Here is an 18,519-nt window from a genome sequence, read left to right on the forward strand (position 1 = left end):
AACCGATCTTCGGACAAGCGGGCGCAAGGAGAAGCCCGATGCGCCTGCTTGCCGCTGCCCTTGCCCCTGTCGCCCTCGCCACGTTCCTTCTCTTCGCCGCGGCGGGCTCGGCGATGGCGCAAAGCCAGCCGGTGCGGCTGTATGACCTCGGCCGTTCGCTCGCCGCCTACCATCCGGCCGCTGCCGGCACCGAGCGCCGGCAGTTCATCCCGGTCGATCCCGCCGCGCCCTATCCCGAAGCGGACGGCGAGCCCGCCGACGTCCGTGTCTCATACACCGGCAGATTCGTTCGGGGCAGCCGTGGGTTCTTCTCCGGAGACCTGCATTTCTGGGATCACACCGGTACCCATGTGGATGCACCGCGGCACTATGTGCCCGAAGGCGCGGAACCGGAACGGCAGCGCAGCATAGGCGAACTCGAGCTGTCGCAGCTGCATGGCCCTCTGGTCATCATCGACACGTCCGGGCGCGCGGACCGCAACGTCACCGCCCAGGACATCGATCGCGTGCGCGCACGGCTCGTCGGGGGCGCGTGGCTGCTCGCCAATCTCGGCCATGCGGGGCAGTTCGGGGCAAGCGGCTACAATGCGGACACGGCACCTGGTTTCACGCTGGAGGCATGCGAACGGCTGAGCCAGCTGATCGATGCAGGGGAAGCGGAGATCGCCGGGATCGGCGCCGACAACGGGGGCGTCGATCGGATTCCCAATTTCCAGTCCATCCAGCGCTCCTGCCATGGCTTGCTGCTGCCCCGTAACATCCCCCTCATCGAGAATCTGGGCGATCTCTCGGCCGTTTCGGCCGACCCGGGCGCGTGCGAGCTCATCGTCGCCCCGATGAAGGTCGTCGGCGCATCCGGCGCGCCGGCGCGGGTTTTTGCGCGATGCGAGTAACCGGGCTTCCCACGGACTTTCGAGAGACTTGCGTTCGTCGCTCGATCCCCGGACAAGCGGGCGCAAGGAGAACCCATGCGCCCGCTTGTCGCCGTCCTCGCCATGTCCGTCCTTGCCGCCTGCTCGAGCGAGCCGGAACCGGTCGCCAACCGCTTCGAGCGCACCAATGCCGAGATCGAGAACAAGGCGAAGGCCCTCGAGGCGGCTGTCGAGAACCAGGTGGGCGCGATCGAGGCGGAGACTCAGCGCGAGATCGACGCCCTCGCCAACCAGGCCAATGCCGCCGCTCCGGCCCGGATCGAACCTGTGGCAGCCAACGCCCAATGACTTTAAAGGCGGTTCGCCCGGCGTGTCATCGGCATTGGCCATTCACCGCCGCAGCCAGGACCGACAGGATTCCATGACCCGGCTCTTCCTACTCGCCGCTTTGGCTCTCGTCCTCCCGCAGATTGCCGTCGCCCAGCCGCCGCCGCCGGAAACGCCCGTCTTCGATCTCCACGTCCACATCTGGCGCGGCGCACAGTCGATCCGGGAGTATGAGGCGCAGCTGCGCGAAACCAATCAAGGCGTCACCCGCTTCGGCGGCCTGCACATGGCGGTGGGACCTGGCCAGCTCGACGAAATGCGCGCGAAGAATGACGAGCTGCTCGCGCTCGCCCGCACCCACCCCAGCCTGCTGCCGATCCCCTCGGTTCACCCCTATGACGGTGCGGCCGCGATCGCGGAGCTTCGCCGCCTCGCCGCCGCCGGCGTGCGCGCGATCAAGCTCCATCCGCATACCCAGCAGTTCGACGTCACCGATCCGCGCGTGCTGACCCTGGTGCAGGAGGCGGGGACATTGGGCGTCGTGGTGATGATGGACAATGCCAACATCATCCCCGGCGACAGCGAGAACCTGTTCAACCTCGCCGTCCGCGCGCCGCGCACGAAGTTCCTGTTCGCCCACCTCGGCGGCATGAACTTCCGCTTCTGGAACATCATCCCCCTCGCCCGCACGACCCGCGACTTCTGGCCCGACAACCTCTGGTTCGACATTTCGGCGCTCGTCGTCCTCGCCGCGGACTCGCCGATCGAGGCGGAGCTCGTCTGGACGATGCGCAATGTGGGTATCGATCGGCTGCTGCTCGGCTCGGACTATCCGCAGCTCTCGCTGGCCCAGTCGGTGCAGGCGCTCGACCGGTTGGACCTCACCCCCGAGGAGCGGGCGCAGATCCGCTACGGCAATGCCGAGCGCCTGCTGCTCGGCGCGCGGGAATGACTGTCTCGCGTCCAGGAGACTCGTTTGGACACTTGATCGCCGACGTGACGGCGCCCACATCCGCACCATGCTGATCCAGACCGAAACGACGCCCAACCCGGCGACCCTGAAGTTCCTCCCCGGCCATGCCGTGATGGACCACGGGACCCGCGATTTCGCGACGCCGGAGGAGGCGGAAGCCTCGCCGCTGGCCGAGGCGATCTTCTCGACCGGCGAGGTCGAGGGCGTGTTCTTCGGCCGCGACTTCATTTCGGTCACCGCCGCGCCGGGGGTCGAATGGCGACTGCTGAAGCCGCAGGTGCTGGAGGTGCTGCTCGATCACTTCGTCAGCGACGCGCCATTGTTCCGCGCCGGGACCGCGGCTGGTATCGACGTCGCGCCGGAGCCCGATGTCGAGGACGATCCGGCCGATGCCGAGATCGTGACGCAGATCCGCGAGCTGATCGACACCCGGGTTCGTCCGGCCGTCGCCCGCGACGGCGGCGACATCGTCTATCGCGGCTTTCGCGAGGGCACGGTCTACCTCGCCCTGCATGGCGCCTGTTCCGGCTGCCCGTCCTCGACGATGACCCTCAAGAACGGGATCGAGAGCCTGCTCAAGCACTATGTCCCCGAGGTCGAGACGGTCGAGGCGGTCTGATCCTGATCTTGCCATGCTGAACCCTTCGACGGGGCTCAGGACAAGCTTGTTTCAGCATCCAGTTTCGAGCAGCAGTGCGAGTGGAAAGCTGGACCCTGAAACAAGTTCAGGGTGACGATGGTGCCTGTGATCGGATGTGAATCCCTGTGCTTCTCGTGATCGACAGCGCGACCGCGGCCTGCTCCGTGGCATTGCTCGAAGCGGACGGCGCCGTGCTGGCCGAACGCCATGACATCGTCGGGCGCGGCCATGCCGAGCGGCTGATGCCGATGGTGGCGGAGCTGCTCGGGTCTCGCCGGCCGCAAGCGATCCTCGTCGATTGCGGGCCGGGCAGCTTCACCGGCGTGCGCGTCGGCCTCGCCGCGGCGCATGGCCTGGCCATCGGCTGGGGTGTGCCGCTCGCCGGCTATTCGTCGATGGCGCTCCTCGCTGCGGCCGCGGTCGCGCCGGCGGTCGGCGTCGCGCTTGCCGGGGGACATGGCGAGCTTTTCGTGCAAAGCTATGGCGGTGATCCGCTCGCGCCTCTCGACGACTTGCGCTCGCTTGCGCCCGAGGTGGCAGCCGCGGCCGTGGCCGCCGATCTCGTCGTCGGATCGGGCGCGGAAGCATTGGTCGGCGTGCGCGGATACGGCTCGTGGCGGGACGCGCTCCCCCGCGCAGCGGACGCGGGCCGGCTGCCGCCGGACCTGCGCACGCTTGCGCCCCGGCCGATCTATGGCCGTGCGCCCGATGCGAAGCCCGTCCAGAGCGACGCCGCAGGCGGCGTCGAAGGGCCGATGACATGAGCACTCTGACGGTCACCCTGCGCGAAGGCGGCCTCGCCGATCTCGCCGACGTCATGGCGGTGATGGACGACAGTTTCGAGCCGTGCTTCGGCGAGGCCTGGACCGCGTCGCAATGCGCGGGGCTGATGCCGATGCCGGGCGTCTGGCTCACCCTGGCGCGGGAAGACGGGGGGACGATCGGCTTTGCCTTGTCGCGGATCGTCGCCGATGAGGCCGAACTGCTGCTGCTCGCCGTCCGGCGCGGCGCGCAGGGTCGCGGGGTCGGCAAATCCCTGCTCGCGCGTTTCGAAGCGCTGGCCCGCCGGCGCGGCGCGGCGCGGCTGCATCTCGAGGTCCGGGATGGAAATCGCGCCGTGAAATTGTACGAAACCGCCGGCTTCGGATTGATCGGGCGGCGGCCTCATTACTACAGCGGTCCGGACGGCCAGAATTACGACGCGCTGACATTTGCGAAGATCGTGTCGATTTGAGCTAAAATAGAGCGTTTTGGGACTGTTTTCACCTTGTCAAGAGGTGTAAAACGGACTTATCGCTGCACTGCCTGTCGGCCAAGGACAGGATCCTACTGCCCATAAAGAAAGTTGGTACCGTTCTATGGAAAACCAAGACAATTTCGGTGAGACGCTGATCACCCTCACCGCCGACATCGTCTCGGCCCATGTCAGCAACAACAGCGTGGCGGTCTCCGACCTTCCGTTGCTGATCAATAACGTCCACAATGCGCTGAGCGGCCTCGGCGAAAGCAAGGAAGAGCCCGCGCCGCGTCCGGAGCCCAAGGTTTCGATCCGTTCGTCGATCAAGCCCGACTATATCGTCTGCCTCGAGGACGGGAAAAAGCTGAAGATGCTGAAGCGGCATCTGATGACCCACTACAACATGACGCCGGACGAATATCGGCAGAAATGGGGCCTCGCCGCCGACTATCCGATGGTCGCCCCCAATTATGCCGAGCAGCGTCGGACCCTGGCCAAGAAGATCGGCCTCGGCACCAAGCGCAAGCGCGCGCCGCGCAAGTAGGCCGGCCGTTCGAGCTCACAGGGCGCCGCTCCGCCGTGCGGGGCGGCGCTTTTGCGTGCTCGCGCTTTGCCCTCTGGCGGAATCTGCTCTAGAAGAGGCCCCATGCGAACCATCGATGTCGAGGCGCTGTGCGCCGAAAAGGGCCTCCGCCTCACCGAACAGCGCAAGGTGATCGCGCAGGTCCTCTCCGAGGCCGAGGATCATCCCGACGTGGAGGCGCTGCACGCCCGCGCCGCGGCGATCGACCCGGGCATCTCGATCGCGACCGTCTACCGCACCGTCCGGCTGTTCGAGGAAGCGGGCATCCTGGAGCGGCACGATTTCGGCGACGGCCGCGCGCGCTACGAGGCGGCGGCCGAGACCCATCACGACCATCTGATCGACGTCGAGACCGGCAATGTCATCGAGTTCGTCGACGAGGAGCTGGAGGAGCTCCAGCGCCGCATCGCCGAGCGGCTGGGCTTCCGCCTGGTCGATCATCGCATGGAGCTCTACGGCGTCTCGATCCGCCGCGATAATTAGGCCGTGCGCCTGACGCTGCGCGTCGCCGGCCTCGTCGCCGGGCTGATCTTCTGCGTGCCGCTCCATTATCTCTGGAAGCTGCTCGGGCTGGGTTCGATCTGGCCGCAGCTGTTCCTCGCCTGGGCGGGGCGCTGCGCCGGCCTCGACGTGCGGATCGAGGGCGTGCCGCTTCGGGGCAGGGTGCTGTTCGCCGCCAATCATCTGAGCTGGCTCGACATCGTCGCGCTCGGCAGCGCGGTGCCCGCCTCGTTCGTCGCCAAGGACGAGGTCGAGGGCTGGCCGGTGATTGGCTGGCTCGCCGGCCTCAACCAGACGATCCATGTCGCCCGCGAGGCAAGGCGCGCCGCCCGCGGCCAGGCCGACCAGCTCCGCGCGGCGCTCACCCGCGGCCGCGCGGTCGCCCTCTTCCCGGAAGGCACGACCGACGGCGGCACCGGGATCCTGCCGTTCCGCGCCAGTCTCTTCGCCTCGCTCTACCCGCCGATCGAGGGCGTGCGGGTCCAGCCGGTGGCGATCGACTACGGCCCGCTCGCCGACGAGATCGCCTGGATCGGTGAGGAATCGACGGGCGAGAATGCGAAACGGATCTTCTCCCGCAAGGGCCGCATCCCGGTCACGCTGCACTTTCTCGCGCCGGTCGATCCGGCGGCCGCGGCCGACCGCAAGGCGCTGGCCGCGCGCGCCGAGGCCGGGGTGGTCGAAGCGCTGGGCGCTTCCGCGCGCGCCGTCCGCCCTGTATAGGCGCCGGCAAATGACCAAGCCCGATCCCAAGACCTTCGCCGTCAAATCCTACGGCTGCCAGATGAACGTCTATGACGGCGAGCGCATGGCCGAGCTGCTCGCCGCCGAGGGCCTGCGCGCCGCCGGCGAGGGCGAGGCCGCCGATCTCGTCGTGCTCAACACCTGCCACATCCGCGAGAAGGCGACCGAGAAGGTCTATTCCGAGATCGGCCGGCTGAAGCGCCCCGACGGCAGCCGCCCGATGGTCGCGGTCGCCGGCTGCGTCGCCCAGGCCGAGGGCGCGGAGATCGCGCGCCGCGCCAGGGTCGACGTCGTCGTCGGCCCGCAGGCCTATCACAACCTGCCCGCCTTGGTCGCGAAGGCGGCGAAGGACGGGCTCGCGCTCGACACCGGCATGCCCGCCGCCTCCAAGTTCGGCGCCTTGCCGGCGCGGCGCAGGGTCGCGCCGTCCGCCTTCCTCACCGTGCAGGAAGGCTGCGACAAGTTCTGCACCTATTGCGTCGTCCCCTATACCCGCGGCGCCGAGGTCAGCCGGCCCTGGGCGGCGATCGTCGACGAGGCGAAGGCGCTCGCGGATGCCGGCGCGCGCGAGATCACCCTGCTCGGGCAGAACGTGAACGCCTGGAGGGACGACAAGCGCGGCCTCCACGACCTGATCGAGGCGATCGCCCTGATCCCGGTGATCGCGCGCATCCGCTACACGACCAGCCATCCCAACGACATGACCGACGGCCTGATCGCCGCCCATCGCGATGTCGCCAAGCTGATGCCCTATCTGCACCTTCCCGTGCAGGCGGGCAGCGACCGGGTGCTGAAGGCGATGAACCGCAGCCACAGCGCCGCATCGTATCTGAAGATCCTCGACAAGGTCCGCGCGGCGCGTCCCGACATCGCCCTGTCCGGCGACTTCATCGTCGGCTTTCCCGGCGAAACCGGGGCGGAGTTCGAGGAGACCCTGAAGCTCGTCGACGAGGTCCGCTACGCCCAGGCCTTCTCGTTCAAATATTCCCCCCGCCCGGGCACGCCGGCAGCCGACATGGCGGACCAGGTCGCGCCGGAGCTGATGGACGCGCGGCTGCAGCGGCTGCAGGCGCGGCTCAACGCCCATCAGGCCGAATTCAACGCCGCAACGGTCGGGCGGCGCACCGAGGTGCTGGTCGAGCGCCAGGGCCGCAAGCCCGGCCAGATGCTCGGCAAGTCGCCCTGGCTCCAGTCGGTCCATTTCGAGACCGACGCACGCATCGGCGACATCGTCGAGGTCGGGATCGCCGCCGCCGGGCCCAACTCGCTGTCGGGCGTGGAGCGGGTGTCCGTCGCCGCCTGACTGTGGCGCGGCTGCATCGCCTGCGCACGCCGCGTCGATGCGCCTGCGTTCGCGCTGGCATTTCGGATCGCGCCGCCCCACTTTGGCGTTCGTGACTCGCTTGAGTGAAAGGACCGCATGAGCCGCAAGCCTGCCGCCGCCCCCGCCGGATCCCGCGCCCGGGTCGAGATCGAGTTCGAGCAGCCGCACCTGCTCGGGCCTTTGTTCGGCGAGTTCGACCGCAACCTCGTCGCGATCGAGGATCGGCTCGGCGTCTACATCGCCGCGCGCGGCGCCAAGGTTCAGGTCGAGGGCGAGCCGGAAGCGGCGTCCCGCGCTCGCGAGGTGCTGCTCGGCCTCTACAATCGCCTCGACGAGGGCCACGACATCGATGCCGAGCTGGTCAATGCGATCATCGCCATGTCCGGCCAGCCGACGCTCGACGGGATCATCTCGCCCGAGGTGATCGAGCCGCCCAAGGTGATGATCCGCACCCGCAAGAAGACGATCGTGCCGCGCTCCAAGACCCAGGCGGTCTATATGGAGGCGCTGGCCCGCGACGAGATGATCTTCGCGCTCGGGCCGGCCGGCACCGGCAAGACCTATCTCGCCGTCGCCCAGGCGGTGCAGCAGCTGATCGGCGGCTCGGTCGATCGGCTGATCCTGTCGCGCCCGGCGGTCGAGGCCGGCGAGCGCCTCGGCTTCCTTCCCGGCGACATGAAGGAGAAGGTCGACCCCTATCTGCGCCCGCTCTACGACGCGCTCTACGACATGCTGCCGATGGATCAGGTCGAGCGGCGGATCGCCTCCGGCGAGATCGAGATCGCGCCGATCGCGTTCATGCGCGGCCGCACCCTCTCCGACGCCTTCATCATCCTCGACGAGGCGCAGAACACCACGCCGCAGCAGATGAAGATGTTCCTGACCCGCTTCGGCATGCGCAGCCGCATGGTGATCTGCGGCGATCCCAACCAGACCGATCTGCCCAGGGGGGTCGAGTCCGGCCTCAACGACGCGGTCGGGAAGCTGGAAGGCATCGACAAGATCGCCATGATCCGCTTCGGCGCCGGCGACGTCGTGCGCCATCCGCTCGTCGGCAAGATCGTCGAGGCCTATGAGGGGCCGGGGACTTGATCCTGGTCGAGGCCGACGTTTCCGAAGACTGGGACAGTCGCACCGACTGGCCCGCCCTCGCCGACCGTTCGGTCCGTGCCGCCGTCGCGCACAGCCGCCATGCCGCGCTCTCCGACGGTGACGCGGAGGTGTCGGTCAAGTTCACGTCGGACGAAGAGGTCCACGCCCTCAACGCCGAATGGCGGGAAAAGGACAAGCCGACCAACGTCCTCTCCTTCCCGATGGTCGAGGAGCACGAGCTCGCCACCGCGCCGATGCTGGGCGACATCGTTCTCGCCCATGGCGTCTGCACGGCCGAGGCGAGCGCCAGGAATCTGCCGATCGAGAGCCATGCCGCGCATCTGGTGGTGCATGGCATGCTTCATCTGCTAGGTTACGACCACGAAACCAGCGACGAGGACGCCGAGGAGATGGAGGAAGCCGAGCGACGGGCGCTCGCATCCATCGGGATCGCCGATCCCTATCACTAAAGGGGTGCAACTCTAACCTATGGAAGACGACAGTCCCGGCACCGGCCAGGAAGAACGTACATTCTGGGGTGGCCTCAGGTCATTCCTGTTCGGAGACGATGACGAGGCGACGCTCCGCGACGAGATCGAGGAGGTGCTGGAGAATCGCGAGGGCGAGGTGCCGCGGGTGGGCGATCTTTCCGTCGCCGAGCGGCAGATGCTCCGCAACATCCTCCACTTCGGCGAGAAGAATGCGGGCGACGTCGCCGTGCCGCGCGGCGAGATCATCGCCGTGCCGAGCACGATCAGCTTCGACGATCTCGTCGTCGCGCTCCGCGAGGCCGAGCACAGCCGCCTGCCGGTCTACGAGGGCAGCCTCGACCGCGTCGTCGGCATGATCCACATCAAGGACGTGTTCCTGCACCAGGTCTCCGGCCGGGCGACGCCGTCCGACATCACCGCGCTGATGCGCACGCCGCTCTACGTGCCCGAATCGATGGGCATGCTCGATCTGCTCGCCCGGATGCGCTCGGGCCGGGTCCACCTCGCCATCGTCGTCGACGAGTTCGGCGGCACCGAAGGGCTGCTCACCATCGAGGACGTGGTCGAGGAGATCGTCGGCGACATCGAGGACGAGCATGACGAGGAGCTGCCCGGCCTGCTCATTCCCTTGGAGGACGGCGTCTGGGACGCCGACGCCCGCGCCGAGCTCGAGGATGTCGCCGAAGCGGTCGACGTCCGGCTCGCCGAGGTCGAGGAAGATGTCGACACGCTGGGCGGCCTCGCCTTCGTCCTCGCCGGGCGCATCCCGCAGCCGGGCGAGGTGCTGGAGCATCCGAGCGGCTGGCGGCTCGAGGTGACCGAGGGCGATACGCGCCGCGTCACCCGCATGCGTCTCCATGCGCCCGAAGAGGTCGTGCCGGTCGAATAGCTGGAACCTCGCGGGCCCAGTTCGGTTCGTTGCGCGAACGGAGGCGCTGATGACCGCAACCGCCCGACCCCTTGCGATCCTCCTGGCCGCTGCGCTGGCGAGCGGCTGCGGCGACCGCTCGACCGCCGACCTTTCCGAAAGCGTCGGGCCGTCGCCGCGGCTGCCCGAGCCGACGCGGACATTGTTCCCGACCGTCGAGGTGGCCGAGGCCGTCGGCTGGCCGGCCGGCGGTGCCCCGACCGCCGCACAGGGGCTGCGGGTCAACGCCTTCGCGACCGGGCTCGATCACCCGCGCTGGCTCTTGCGCCTGCCGAACGGCGACGTGTTGGTCGCCGAATCCGCCGCGCCGCCCAGGCCGGAGGGCACCGGCGGCGGCATCCGCGGCTTCTTCCAGCGCCTGTTCATGGGGCGCGCCGGCTCGCAGGTGCCGAGCGCCAACCGCATCACCCTGCTGCGCGATGCCGACGGCGACGGCACGGCGGAGCTGCGCACGCCTTACATCACCGGCCTCGCCTCGCCGATCGGCATGGCCCTGGTCGGCGACACGCTCTACGTCGCCAATGCCGACGCGCTGGTCGCCTTCCCCTACGATCCGGCGGCGACACGCATCGCCGCAGCGCCCCGCAGGATCGCCGACCTGCCGGCGGGGCGGAACCATCACTGGACCAAGACTCTCGCCGCCAGCCCGGACGGTCGGCGGCTCTATGTCGGCGTCGGCTCGAATTCAAATGTCGGCGAGAACGGGCTCGACGAGGAGCGCGGCCGCGCCGCGATCTGGGAGATCGATCCCGCCAGCGGCGCCCACCGCATCTTCGCATCGGGCCTCAGGAACCCGGTCGGTGTCGCCTTCCGCCCCGGCTCCGGCGATCTCTACACCGTCGTCAACGAGCGCGACGAGCTCGGCAGCGATCTCGTCCCCGACTATCTGACCCGCGTCCAGGCCGGCGGCTTCTACGGCTGGCCGTGGAGCTACTGGGGCCATCATGTCGACACGCGGGTCGAGCCGGCCCGGCCCGATCTCGTCGGTCGCGCGATCCGCCCCGATTACGCGCTCGGCAATCATGTCGCCCCGCTCGGGCTCAGCTTCTCCGAGGGCGCGCGGCTGGGCCCGCGCTTCGCCTCGGGCGCCTTCATCGGCCTCCACGGCTCGTGGAACCGCAATCCGCCGAGCGGCTACAAGGTGGTGTTCGTGCCCTTCGCGAACGGCCGGCCGGCGGGCATGCCGGTCGACGTGCTGACCGGCTTCCGCTCCGGGGACGGCCGGGCGCTGGGCCGCCCCGTCGGTGTCCAGATCGGCCGCGACGGCAGCCTGCTCGTCGCCGATGATGTCGGCAACACGATCTGGCGGGTCAGCGCCCGTTAGGCCGTCTCCAGCTCGGTCTCCGGTGCGCAGGTTTGCGCGCCGGTGCCCAATCCTTGCGTCTCTTCCCACCAGTCGCCGAGCGCATCGATGACCGGCAGCAGTCGCGCGCGCCGCGCGGAGTTTCCTTCAGGCCATCGCCATCGCCGGCCGGTCGACCGGTGCCGCCTCCGCGTCGGCGAGATAGCGGTGGATCGCCGCCACCACCTGCGCGCCGTCGCCGACCGCCGCGGCGACGCGCTTGACCGATCCGGCGCGCACGTCGCCGACCGCAAAGACGCCGCGCCGGCTGGTCTCGAGCGGCAGCCGGCCCTCGCCGGCCTGCGCGCCGGTCAGCAGGAAGCCGTTCGCGTCGCGCTTCAGGCCGGATTGCGCGAGCCAGTCGGTGTTCGGCTCGGCGCCGATGAACAGGAAGAGCTGGCGGCAGTCGCGCTGCGCCTCGGCGCCGCCGCGCCGTGCCTGCCAGCGCACCGCCCGCAAGGCGCCCGCATCGCCCTCCAGCGCCGAGACCTCCACCCCGGTCACCACCTCGACATTGGCGAGCCCGCCGATCCGCTCGACCAGATAGGCCGACATCGTCTCGGCGAGCGGCCGCCGGGTGAGCAACGTCACCCGCCCGGCCTGCTCGGCGAGGAACACCACCGCCTGCCCGGCCGAATTGCCGCCGCCGACCAGCACCACCTCCTGCGAGGCGCACAGCCGCTGCTCGAGCGGCGAGGCCCAGTAATGGACCGAGCGCCCCTCGAACGCCTCGAGGTCGCTGACGTCGAGCCGCCGGTAGCGCGCGCCGGTCGCGATCACCGCGGTGCGCGCCTGCACCCTCTCGCCGGTCGCGAGGGTGAGGCGCAGCGGGTCGTTGCCGCATTCGAGCCGCACCGCCTCGTCGGGAATCGCCATCTCGACGCCGAACTTCTGCGCCTGGCTGTAGGCGCGGCCCATCAGCGCCATGCCGGAGATGCCGGTCGGGAAGCCGAGATAATTCTCGATCCGCGCCGATGCGCCCGCCTGCCCGCCGAACGCGCGGCAGTCGAGCACCAGCACCGACAGCCCTTCCGAGGCCGCATAGACCGCGGTGGCAAGGCCCGACGGCCCGGCGCCGATCACCGCGACATCGAACAACCTGTCCGGGTCGATCGGCCCGACCAGGCCGATGCAGCGCGCCATCTCGCCCTCGCTCGGGTTGCGCAGCATCTGCCCGCCCGGGCAGAGGACGATCGGCAGCTCCTCGGGCTCGACCCGGAAGCGGTCGATCAGCACCTGGCCGCAATGGTCGCTGCCGGGGTCCAGGCTCTGGTGCGGATGGCCGTTGCGCCTCAGGAAATTCTGCAGGCGCAGCACGTCGGGATGATGCGCCGGCCCGACGATCACCGGTCCACCGCCGCCGGTCTCCAGCAGGCCCATGCGCCTCAGGATCAGCGCCCGCATGATCCGCTCGCCGAGCGACGCCTCGGCGGTCAGCACCGCGCGCAGCTTCTCGGGCGGGATCGCCAGCACGTCCGTCGCGCGCACCGCCACGACGTCGACCAGCGACGGCCGGCCCGACAGCTGCGCCAGCTCGCCGACGAAGCCGCCGGGCAGGTGGGTGACGATCGGCGTCACGCACCCCTTCTGGTCGCGCTGCGACACCTCGACCGCGCCGGAGAGCAAGATGGCAAGGCCGTGGCCGCCCTCGCCGGCCCGCACCACCGCCTCGCCGGTGCCGTAGCACCGCTGCGTCCCGAACCGCCGCAGCCGCTCGACCTCGATCTCGGTCAGCGTCGGAAACATCTGCGCGCCGCGCGTGTCGATCAGCGTCTAGCGGGGAAGGGGCCTGGACATGGTTGTACCTTTCTGCGGCGGGACTCGCCGCGAGTCCCGCTCAAGCTATCACGCCCCGGGCAGGCCCGTCATGCCGGGCGGGCTTGATCGCCGCAGCGCTTTCCCCGAACCATGGCGCGTCAACAAGGGGACCCGTCCATGCGCCGCTTCATCCCGCTCGCCTCGTTCCTCGCCACCGCCGCCACCGCGCAGCCGCCGGCTTGGTCGCCGGCGCCCGTCGCCAATGCGCCCGAGCCGCCCGAGGTCGTCGCCAGTTCCGCGCCGTCCGACTGGCGGCCGGTCGCGCCGGAGAACCTGCTGGTCATGGAGCTGGCCGATGGCGGGCGGGTGGTCATCGAGCTCGCCCCCGATTTCGCCCCCGTCCACGTCGCCAACATCCGCGCGCTCGCCCGCGGCGGCTGGTGGAACGGCGCCACCGTCTATCGGGTGCAGGAGAATTACGTCGTCCAGTGGGGCAATAACGAGGGCGACAATCCGCTGCCCGAGGGCGTCGTCGCGCAGCCGCCGGCCGAATATGAGCGGCCCGCCGCCGGCCTCAGCCCACGCCCGCTCGGCTATCCGGACAGCTATGCCGCGGCGGCCGGCCATGTCGACGGCTGGCCGGTCGCCTGGGATCCGGCGCGCGGCATGGCCTGGCTCGCCCATTGCTTCGGCACGGTCGGCGTCGGCCGCGACCTCGCGCCGGACACCGGCACCGGCGGCGAACTCTATGCGGTGATCGGCCACGCGCCGCGCCATCTCGACCGCAACATCGCGACCGTCGGCCGGGTGATCGAGGGGATCGGCGCGCTCTCCGCCCGCCCGCGCGGCACCGGCGATCTCGGCTTCTACAATGCCGAACGCGACGAGACCCCGATCGCGATCCGCTCCGTCCGTCTCGCCGCCGACCTGCCCGAGGCCGTGCGCCCGCGTTTCGAGGTGATGCGCTCCGACACCCAGGCCTTCACCCGCTACGTCACCGGCCGCGCCAACCGCGGCGGCAGCTTCTTTAACGTGCCGGCAGGCGGGGTGGACCTGTGCAACGTCAACGTGCCGGTGCGGCGGGTGGCGGCGCGGTAGCGACCTGCTTCAGGCCCGGGAGTTCCGGGCCGCTTTCCGGCGCTTCGGGCGAGGGTCCACCGGAGCAAGCACGAATGCGAAGGTCATGAGGCGGGTGCGGTCAGGCGCCGAGGATCGGCCGACAAGTTTGTTCAGCCGTTCGATCAGCGCATTGATCTCCTCGAGATCGTCCTGGCTCACCCACCCCTTGTTGCGCGCAGCCCAGAGTTCGCGGCGCGGGCCTTCCAACGCCACTCGAGGGCCGCTTAGCGCCTGCTCGAAATCCCGCCCGGCAATCTGCAGCAGACTTCGGGCAAAGCTGCCGACCGCCGGCAGATTGCCGTCGGACCCTTTCCGATAGGCGAGACGCAGCGGCAAACGCCCTTCCCCGGCGAGCCGATAGCGCCTTTCCTTTTGGCCGGACGATTCCACCTCCTCGATGAGACCGTGCCGGACGAGGAGGCGCAGGTGATAGTAGAGACCGTCCGCCGGCCGGCCCAGCTGCTCGGCCAGGGCTCCGACGTCCGCCTCGCCGCCGAGGGCTGCCAGCGTGTCAACCAGCTCCTGCCGAATGGCCGAGCTCAGGGCCCGGACCTGCGCGGGATCGACGATCGCCTGGCCGTCAAACGTCCGCATGTCATTTCCTCGCCATCTATGTTGAAAAGTGATAGCTCGATTTCAACGAATCGTCCATCGTGGAGCACCGAAGCCGATGATCGATCAATCAAGACGCGCGGTCCTTCTGGGCGGCCTCGCCTGCGCTGCTCTTGCGCGCGGCGAAACGCCGGCATCGTCGGTTTCGCAGTCCGATGATCTGCGGCAATGGCTCGCGGCTCGCGCGATTCCGCTTCGAACGATCGATCCCGAGGCGGACGACCTTTCCGACCTGGAACCGCTCATCCACGCCATCGGCGACGCTCGGATCGTTCAGCTCGGCGAGCCGAGCCATGGCGCCGGGAGCAGCTTCGCCGCCAAGGTCAGGCTGATCAAGTTCCTGCATCAGCGGATGGGCTTCGACGTCGTCGCCTGGGAATCCGGATTCTATGATCTGCGGCAGGTCCAGGCTTCGCTGCGCTCGGGCGCAGATCCGGTCGCGGCTGCCCAGCAGGGCATCCTCAGGATCTGGTCGGTCTCCCGGGAATGCCGCCCCCTTTTCACGTACGCGCAAACGACACTTGCCGGTTCGCGACCGCTGGAGATGGCTGGCTTCGACATTCAGTTCACCGCGGAGGGATCAGCCGAACGTTTCGCCGCGGACCTGCGAGCGGTCGCGCGCCTTTCGCCGGCCCTGCGACGTTTGGCTGTCCGCCCTGCCGAGCAGGCGATCGCCGCCTTTGACAGGCTCGATGCCTATAGCAGGGCGCGGGCGCGCAAGTTTGCGCAACTCTCGCAAGCCGGCATCTCGGGCGAAGCGCGGACCGAGGCGATGGCGAGCTGGGAGTCGGAGGAGGGCGGTGCGTTGCGTTCGAGCCGGTCCGATCTGATCCAACTCGAACGCGCGGTTCAGGAGCTGCGAACCGTGATCCGTGCCAATCGACGCGCCCTTGACAGGGCCGTTGGCGGCCATGGCGCCTCATTCCTGGACCGGGCGCTCGACAATCTCGCCGGCTTCGGCGCCAATCTTCATGACCGGCACGGGGCCGATCGCCCCGCGCGCACCTCCGGTCCGAGCGTCGCGAGCGAGAATCGTCGTGACGCGCTCAATGCCGAGAACCTGCGCTGGCTGATGGAGGAGGGCTATTCCGGGCGAAAGATCGTCGTGTGGGCGCACAATGCCCATGTGATGAACGCCTATTACGGCCCTGGCTGGGACAGCGTCTCGCTCGCGCCACGCCCCGGATGGATGAAGCCGACCGGCGTGTTTCTCGCCGAGCGGCTGGGATCGGCCGTCTACACGATCGGCATCACGACATTTTCGGGGGAAGACGGATTTGCCGCCCCGATGCCGGCGACGCCCATTCCCGCGGCGTCGTCGACCAGCCTTGAAGCCCGGCTACACGGTCTCGGCATGCCCTTCGCGTTTCTCGATCTGCGGAGCCTGCGCGGCACGCCCGACCATCCGCTTCGTCCGCCGCTTTCGATGCGCTTGCCGAAATATGAGGAGGAGATGATCCCGGACCTCACGATCCCCTATGATGGGATCGTTTTCATCGACCGAATGGCGCGAGCGACCCGGATCGCCGATGCGTAGGGAGCGAAATTCGGAAGGGCCGGTGGCAAGCTACCCACTTTCGGAGGCGGGCCTCAGGCACTCAGCCGCTGGCGCACCTGCATGCCCGTGATCAGCTCGCTCGCGCGCTCGAAGGTCATCGGGCGGCCGAACAGATAGCCCTGGATCTGCTGGCAGCCGAGCTCGCGCATGCGGGTGAAGTCGTCGGCGGTCTCGACGCCTTCGGCGGTCACCGTCATGCGGAAGGAGCGGGCGAGCTGGACGATCGCCTGGATGATCGCGACCGTCTCCTTGTTGTTGGCGGATTCGCGCACGAAGCTGCCGTCGATCTTCAGTTTGTGGAACACCGCCTTGTTCAGATAGCCGAGCGATGAATAGCCGGTGCCGAAATCGTCGAGCGCGATGCCGACACCCAGCGCGCGCAGGCGCTTCAGCACGTCGAGCGCGGCGGCGCTGTCGCCGAGGAAGATCGATTCGGTGACCTCCAGCTCCAGCCGGTTGGCCGGCAGCCGGTGCCGGCCCAATGCCTCGTGGATCGTGTTGGGCAATGCGGGGAAGATGAGCTGCTTGGCCGAGATGTTGATCGCGACCGAGATATGTTCGGGCCAGCAGGCCATCGCCCGGCAGGCTTCGTCGACGACCCAGTCGCCGAGCTCCAGGATCAGGCCCGATTCCTCGGCGATCGGGATGAAATGGTTGGGCGGCACGATGCCGCGGGTCGGGTGGTGCCAGCGGATCAGCGCCTCGAAGCCCATCAGGCTCTGGTCGGCGGCATTGATCAAGGGCTGGTAGAGCAGCCGGAACTGGCCGAGCGCGATGCCGCTCTTGAGATCCTGCTCGAGCTTGATCCGGTCCTCGGCCTCGCTCGCCATCTCGGCGTTGAAGAAGCAGCAGGTGCCGCGGCCCCGGGCCTTGGCCTGATAGAGGGCGAGGTCGGCCTTCTGGATCAGGTCGTCGACGCTCTGGCCGTCGATCGGCCCGAAGGCGCAGCCGATCGACACGCCGATCCGGACCTCGGCCTTGTCCATGTGGAACGGCTCGGCCACCGCTTCGATCACCCGGCGGGCCAGCGTCTCCACCATCTGGCGGCTTTGTGCGTCCTTGATGACGATCGCGAATTCGTCGCCGCCCATCCGGCCGACATGGCCGATCGTCCCGACTTCCTTCAGCAGCCGCTGCGCGACCGACTTCAGCACCGCGTCGCCCTTGGGATGGCCGAACGTGTCGTTGACCGGCTTGAAGCCGTCGAGGTCGAGGAACAGGATCGCGCACGGCGTGCTGCCCTGGCTCGCCCCCGACAATGCCTCGCCCAGCAGCTGGCGCACCCGGCCGCGGTTCGGCAGCGTCGTCAGCACGTCCATATTGGCGAGGTTGGTGAGGCGCTCCTGGGTCTTGCGGACCTCGGTCACGTCCTGCCCGACACCCCGGAAGCCCTGATACTGGCCGGCGACGTCGGAGATCGGATCGCCCGACAGGCTGATCCAGCGCGTGCCACGCTGCGTCTTGAGTTCCATCTCGAGGTTGGCGAAGGGCTGCCGCGCGAGCAGGGTGCGGCCGAGCGCACTGTTGCCGCCGAGCGCGGCGGGGAGCGAATGGCCCATCACCTGGTTGGTCGATCGGCCGAGCAGCGCCGTCATCCGCGCCGAGATGTAGACGACCCGGTTCTCCGCATCGACCTGCCACAGCCAGCCGACGCCGCGATGCTCATATTCGTTGAGCAGGTTGCGCACCGTTTCCCATTGGGTGCGCACGCCCGCGTTGCTCTTGAGCTGAGCGAAGGTCCAGCGGGTAAGCCGCGTCACGCCGAACACGCAGACGCCCGCGACGAGCACGAAGGTCAGCGCGTGCTTCAGGTCGAGCGAGCCGCTGCCGAGCATATAGGCGACGCAGAAGGACAGGGTGAGCGTGCCGACCCAGGCGATCGCGGCGGCGGGAATGGCCGCCAGCGCGATCGCGGCCGCGATCATGGCGGTCATCGCGCCGCCGATCACGACCTGCACGGCCGGCGGCTGGGTGGCGAAGGCGTAGGTGGGCAAGGCCGACCAGAGCCCGGCCAGGATCATGGCCTCGGCGATGGCGAGCCATTTCGAGCGGGGCCGCGCGGTGCGGCTGCCGGCCCAGGCGGCGACGTCCATCGCCCGCCGGCACGAGGCATAGTTGGCGAGCACGATGAGCGCGACCCAGGCAATCACGAGCTCGGTGCGCACCGATCCGAACATCGCCCAGGCGGTGATCGCGGCGGCGACGCTGGCGGTCACCGCGAAGAAGGGCGCGAACAGGGCGCGCGCCTCGACCTGGCCGTTGTGGAGATGGGCGTCGCGCAGCCGCCCCGTCGCCAGCGCGAAGGCCGGCGAGTCGACGTCGACCTCGGCGGCGCCGAAGTCGTTGGGATCGTCGTGGAATTCGGAGGCTGGGCTCATGGCGATCCGAAGTGGCCGGGCGAGGAGTCGCCTCTACGCC

Annotated in this window: 19 protein-coding genes; 16 read left to right on the forward strand and 3 right to left on the reverse strand. The window is 69.0% G+C overall.

Annotation, left to right across the window (positions count from 1 at the left end; all coding sequences use genetic code 11):
* Nucleotides 1-38: 38 nt before the first annotated feature.
* The 14 genes from RCO27_RS18880 to RCO27_RS18945 all read left to right on the forward strand — a co-directional run bounded on the left by RCO27_RS18880 (nt 39) and on the right by RCO27_RS18945 (nt 11,036).
* Complete coding sequence (locus RCO27_RS18880) at nt 39-893, forward strand: cyclase family protein (RefSeq protein WP_309004276.1); 855 nt, start codon at nt 39-41, stop codon at nt 891-893.
* Between the two features lie 75 nt (nt 894-968).
* On the forward strand, nt 969-1,220 hold the full coding sequence (locus RCO27_RS18885; protein ID WP_309004277.1) for a hypothetical protein: 252 nt from the start codon (nt 969-971) through the stop codon (nt 1,218-1,220).
* 73 nt (nt 1,221-1,293) lie between these two features.
* Entirely contained in the window at nt 1,294-2,151 is an 858-nt protein-coding gene (locus RCO27_RS18890) for an amidohydrolase family protein (protein WP_309004278.1), read from the forward strand.
* Between the two features lie 67 nt (nt 2,152-2,218).
* Nucleotides 2,219-2,791, forward strand: coding sequence for a NifU family protein (locus RCO27_RS18895; RefSeq protein WP_309004279.1), 573 nt, complete (start codon nt 2,219-2,221; stop codon nt 2,789-2,791).
* Between the two features lie 146 nt (nt 2,792-2,937).
* Nucleotides 2,938-3,576, forward strand: coding sequence for a tRNA (adenosine(37)-N6)-threonylcarbamoyltransferase complex dimerization subunit type 1 TsaB (tsaB, locus tag RCO27_RS18900; RefSeq protein ID WP_374990396.1), 639 nt, complete (start codon nt 2,938-2,940; stop codon nt 3,574-3,576).
* On the forward strand, nt 3,573-4,046 hold the full coding sequence (locus RCO27_RS18905) for a GNAT family N-acetyltransferase (RefSeq protein ID WP_309004280.1): 474 nt from the start codon (nt 3,573-3,575) through the stop codon (nt 4,044-4,046). The genes tsaB and RCO27_RS18905 overlap by 4 nt, the downstream gene beginning before the upstream one ends.
* Nucleotides 4,047-4,170: 124 nt before the next feature.
* On the forward strand, nt 4,171-4,593 hold the full coding sequence (locus RCO27_RS18910; RefSeq protein ID WP_309004281.1) for a MucR family transcriptional regulator: 423 nt from the start codon (nt 4,171-4,173) through the stop codon (nt 4,591-4,593).
* Between the two features lie 102 nt (nt 4,594-4,695).
* A complete protein-coding gene (locus RCO27_RS18915; RefSeq protein ID WP_309004282.1) occupies nt 4,696-5,115 on the forward strand; it encodes a Fur family transcriptional regulator in 420 nt (139 codons plus the stop codon).
* 3 nt (nt 5,116-5,118) lie between these two features.
* Entirely contained in the window at nt 5,119-5,856 is a 738-nt protein-coding gene (locus RCO27_RS18920) for a lysophospholipid acyltransferase family protein (protein ID WP_309004283.1), read from the forward strand.
* 10 nt (nt 5,857-5,866) lie between these two features.
* Nucleotides 5,867-7,180 (forward strand): tRNA (N6-isopentenyl adenosine(37)-C2)-methylthiotransferase MiaB, encoded by a 1,314-nt coding sequence (gene miaB / locus RCO27_RS18925; RefSeq protein WP_309004284.1) that lies wholly within the window; start codon nt 5,867-5,869, stop codon nt 7,178-7,180.
* A 117-nt stretch (nt 7,181-7,297) separates the two neighbouring features.
* Nucleotides 7,298-8,293: a PhoH family protein gene (locus tag RCO27_RS18930; RefSeq protein ID WP_309004285.1), complete on the forward strand. Its 996-nt coding sequence runs from the start codon at nt 7,298-7,300 to the stop codon at nt 8,291-8,293.
* Nucleotides 8,290-8,763 (forward strand): rRNA maturation RNase YbeY, encoded by a 474-nt coding sequence (gene ybeY, locus RCO27_RS18935; protein ID WP_374990397.1) that lies wholly within the window; start codon nt 8,290-8,292, stop codon nt 8,761-8,763. The genes RCO27_RS18930 and ybeY overlap by 4 nt, the downstream gene beginning before the upstream one ends.
* 19 nt (nt 8,764-8,782) lie before the next feature.
* On the forward strand, nt 8,783-9,673 hold the full coding sequence (locus RCO27_RS18940) for a hemolysin family protein (protein WP_309004286.1): 891 nt from the start codon (nt 8,783-8,785) through the stop codon (nt 9,671-9,673).
* 49 nt (nt 9,674-9,722) lie between these two features.
* Nucleotides 9,723-11,036: a sorbosone dehydrogenase family protein gene (locus RCO27_RS18945; protein WP_309004287.1), complete on the forward strand. Its 1,314-nt coding sequence runs from the start codon at nt 9,723-9,725 to the stop codon at nt 11,034-11,036.
* Nucleotides 11,037-11,162: 126 nt separating this feature from the next.
* Here RCO27_RS18945 and RCO27_RS18950 read toward each other — a convergent pair whose 3' ends face one another.
* Nucleotides 11,163-12,800: an FAD-dependent oxidoreductase gene (locus RCO27_RS18950; protein ID WP_309004288.1), complete on the reverse strand. Its 1,638-nt coding sequence runs from the start codon at nt 12,798-12,800 to the stop codon at nt 11,163-11,165.
* A 189-nt stretch (nt 12,801-12,989) separates the two neighbouring features.
* Between RCO27_RS18950 and RCO27_RS18955 the strand changes: the two genes are divergently transcribed.
* Complete coding sequence (locus RCO27_RS18955) at nt 12,990-13,910, forward strand: peptidylprolyl isomerase (RefSeq protein WP_309004289.1); 921 nt, start codon at nt 12,990-12,992, stop codon at nt 13,908-13,910.
* Nucleotides 13,911-13,919: 9 nt separating this feature from the next.
* On the opposite strand, the gene RCO27_RS18960 is transcribed toward RCO27_RS18955, so the two are convergent.
* Complete coding sequence (locus tag RCO27_RS18960; protein WP_309004290.1) at nt 13,920-14,525, reverse strand: helix-turn-helix domain-containing protein; 606 nt, start codon at nt 14,523-14,525, stop codon at nt 13,920-13,922.
* A 76-nt stretch (nt 14,526-14,601) separates the two neighbouring features.
* On the opposite strand from RCO27_RS18960, the gene RCO27_RS18965 reads away from it, so the two are divergent.
* Nucleotides 14,602-16,080 carry an erythromycin esterase family protein gene (locus tag RCO27_RS18965; RefSeq protein WP_309004291.1) on the forward strand — a complete coding sequence of 493 codons (1,479 nt, stop codon included), beginning with the start codon at nt 14,602-14,604 and terminating at the stop codon, nt 16,078-16,080.
* A 53-nt stretch (nt 16,081-16,133) separates the two neighbouring features.
* Here the strand turns inward: RCO27_RS18965 and RCO27_RS18970 are convergent, their stop codons facing one another.
* Complete coding sequence (locus tag RCO27_RS18970) at nt 16,134-18,479, reverse strand: EAL domain-containing protein (protein WP_309004292.1); 2,346 nt, start codon at nt 18,477-18,479, stop codon at nt 16,134-16,136.
* Nucleotides 18,480-18,519 lie beyond the last annotated feature (40 nt).

It is taken from the genome of Sphingosinicella sp. LHD-64 (genome assembly GCF_031157375.1).
Lineage (GTDB): Bacteria > Pseudomonadota > Alphaproteobacteria > Sphingomonadales > Sphingomonadaceae > Allosphingosinicella.

What these genes read in the sequence shown, in the direction of transcription:
- RCO27_RS18880 (WP_309004276.1), top strand. Translation starts at nt 39, where the DNA reads ATGCGCCTGCTTGCCGCTGCCCTTGCCCCTGTCGCCCTCGCCACGTTC.
- RCO27_RS18885 (WP_309004277.1), top strand. Translation starts at nt 969, where the DNA reads ATGCGCCCGCTTGTCGCCGTCCTCGCCATGTCCGTCCTTGCCGCCTGC.
- RCO27_RS18890 (WP_309004278.1), top strand. Translation starts at nt 1,294, where the DNA reads ATGACCCGGCTCTTCCTACTCGCCGCTTTGGCTCTCGTCCTCCCGCAG.
- RCO27_RS18895 (WP_309004279.1), top strand. Translation starts at nt 2,219, where the DNA reads ATGCTGATCCAGACCGAAACGACGCCCAACCCGGCGACCCTGAAGTTC.
- RCO27_RS18905 (WP_309004280.1), top strand. Translation starts at nt 3,573, where the DNA reads ATGAGCACTCTGACGGTCACCCTGCGCGAAGGCGGCCTCGCCGATCTC.
- RCO27_RS18910 (WP_309004281.1), top strand. Translation starts at nt 4,171, where the DNA reads ATGGAAAACCAAGACAATTTCGGTGAGACGCTGATCACCCTCACCGCC.
- RCO27_RS18915 (WP_309004282.1), top strand. Translation starts at nt 4,696, where the DNA reads ATGCGAACCATCGATGTCGAGGCGCTGTGCGCCGAAAAGGGCCTCCGC.
- miaB (WP_309004284.1), top strand. Translation starts at nt 5,867, where the DNA reads ATGACCAAGCCCGATCCCAAGACCTTCGCCGTCAAATCCTACGGCTGC.
- RCO27_RS18930 (WP_309004285.1), top strand. Translation starts at nt 7,298, where the DNA reads ATGAGCCGCAAGCCTGCCGCCGCCCCCGCCGGATCCCGCGCCCGGGTC.
- RCO27_RS18940 (WP_309004286.1), top strand. Translation starts at nt 8,783, where the DNA reads ATGGAAGACGACAGTCCCGGCACCGGCCAGGAAGAACGTACATTCTGG.
- RCO27_RS18945 (WP_309004287.1), top strand. Translation starts at nt 9,723, where the DNA reads ATGACCGCAACCGCCCGACCCCTTGCGATCCTCCTGGCCGCTGCGCTG.
- RCO27_RS18950 (WP_309004288.1), bottom strand. Translation starts at nt 12,800, where the DNA reads ATGTTTCCGACGCTGACCGAGATCGAGGTCGAGCGGCTGCGGCGGTTC.
- RCO27_RS18955 (WP_309004289.1), top strand. Translation starts at nt 12,990, where the DNA reads ATGCGCCGCTTCATCCCGCTCGCCTCGTTCCTCGCCACCGCCGCCACC.
- RCO27_RS18960 (WP_309004290.1), bottom strand. Translation starts at nt 14,525, where the DNA reads ATGCGGACGTTTGACGGCCAGGCGATCGTCGATCCCGCGCAGGTCCGG.
- RCO27_RS18965 (WP_309004291.1), top strand. Translation starts at nt 14,602, where the DNA reads ATGATCGATCAATCAAGACGCGCGGTCCTTCTGGGCGGCCTCGCCTGC.
- RCO27_RS18970 (WP_309004292.1), bottom strand. Translation starts at nt 18,479, where the DNA reads ATGAGCCCAGCCTCCGAATTCCACGACGATCCCAACGACTTCGGCGCC.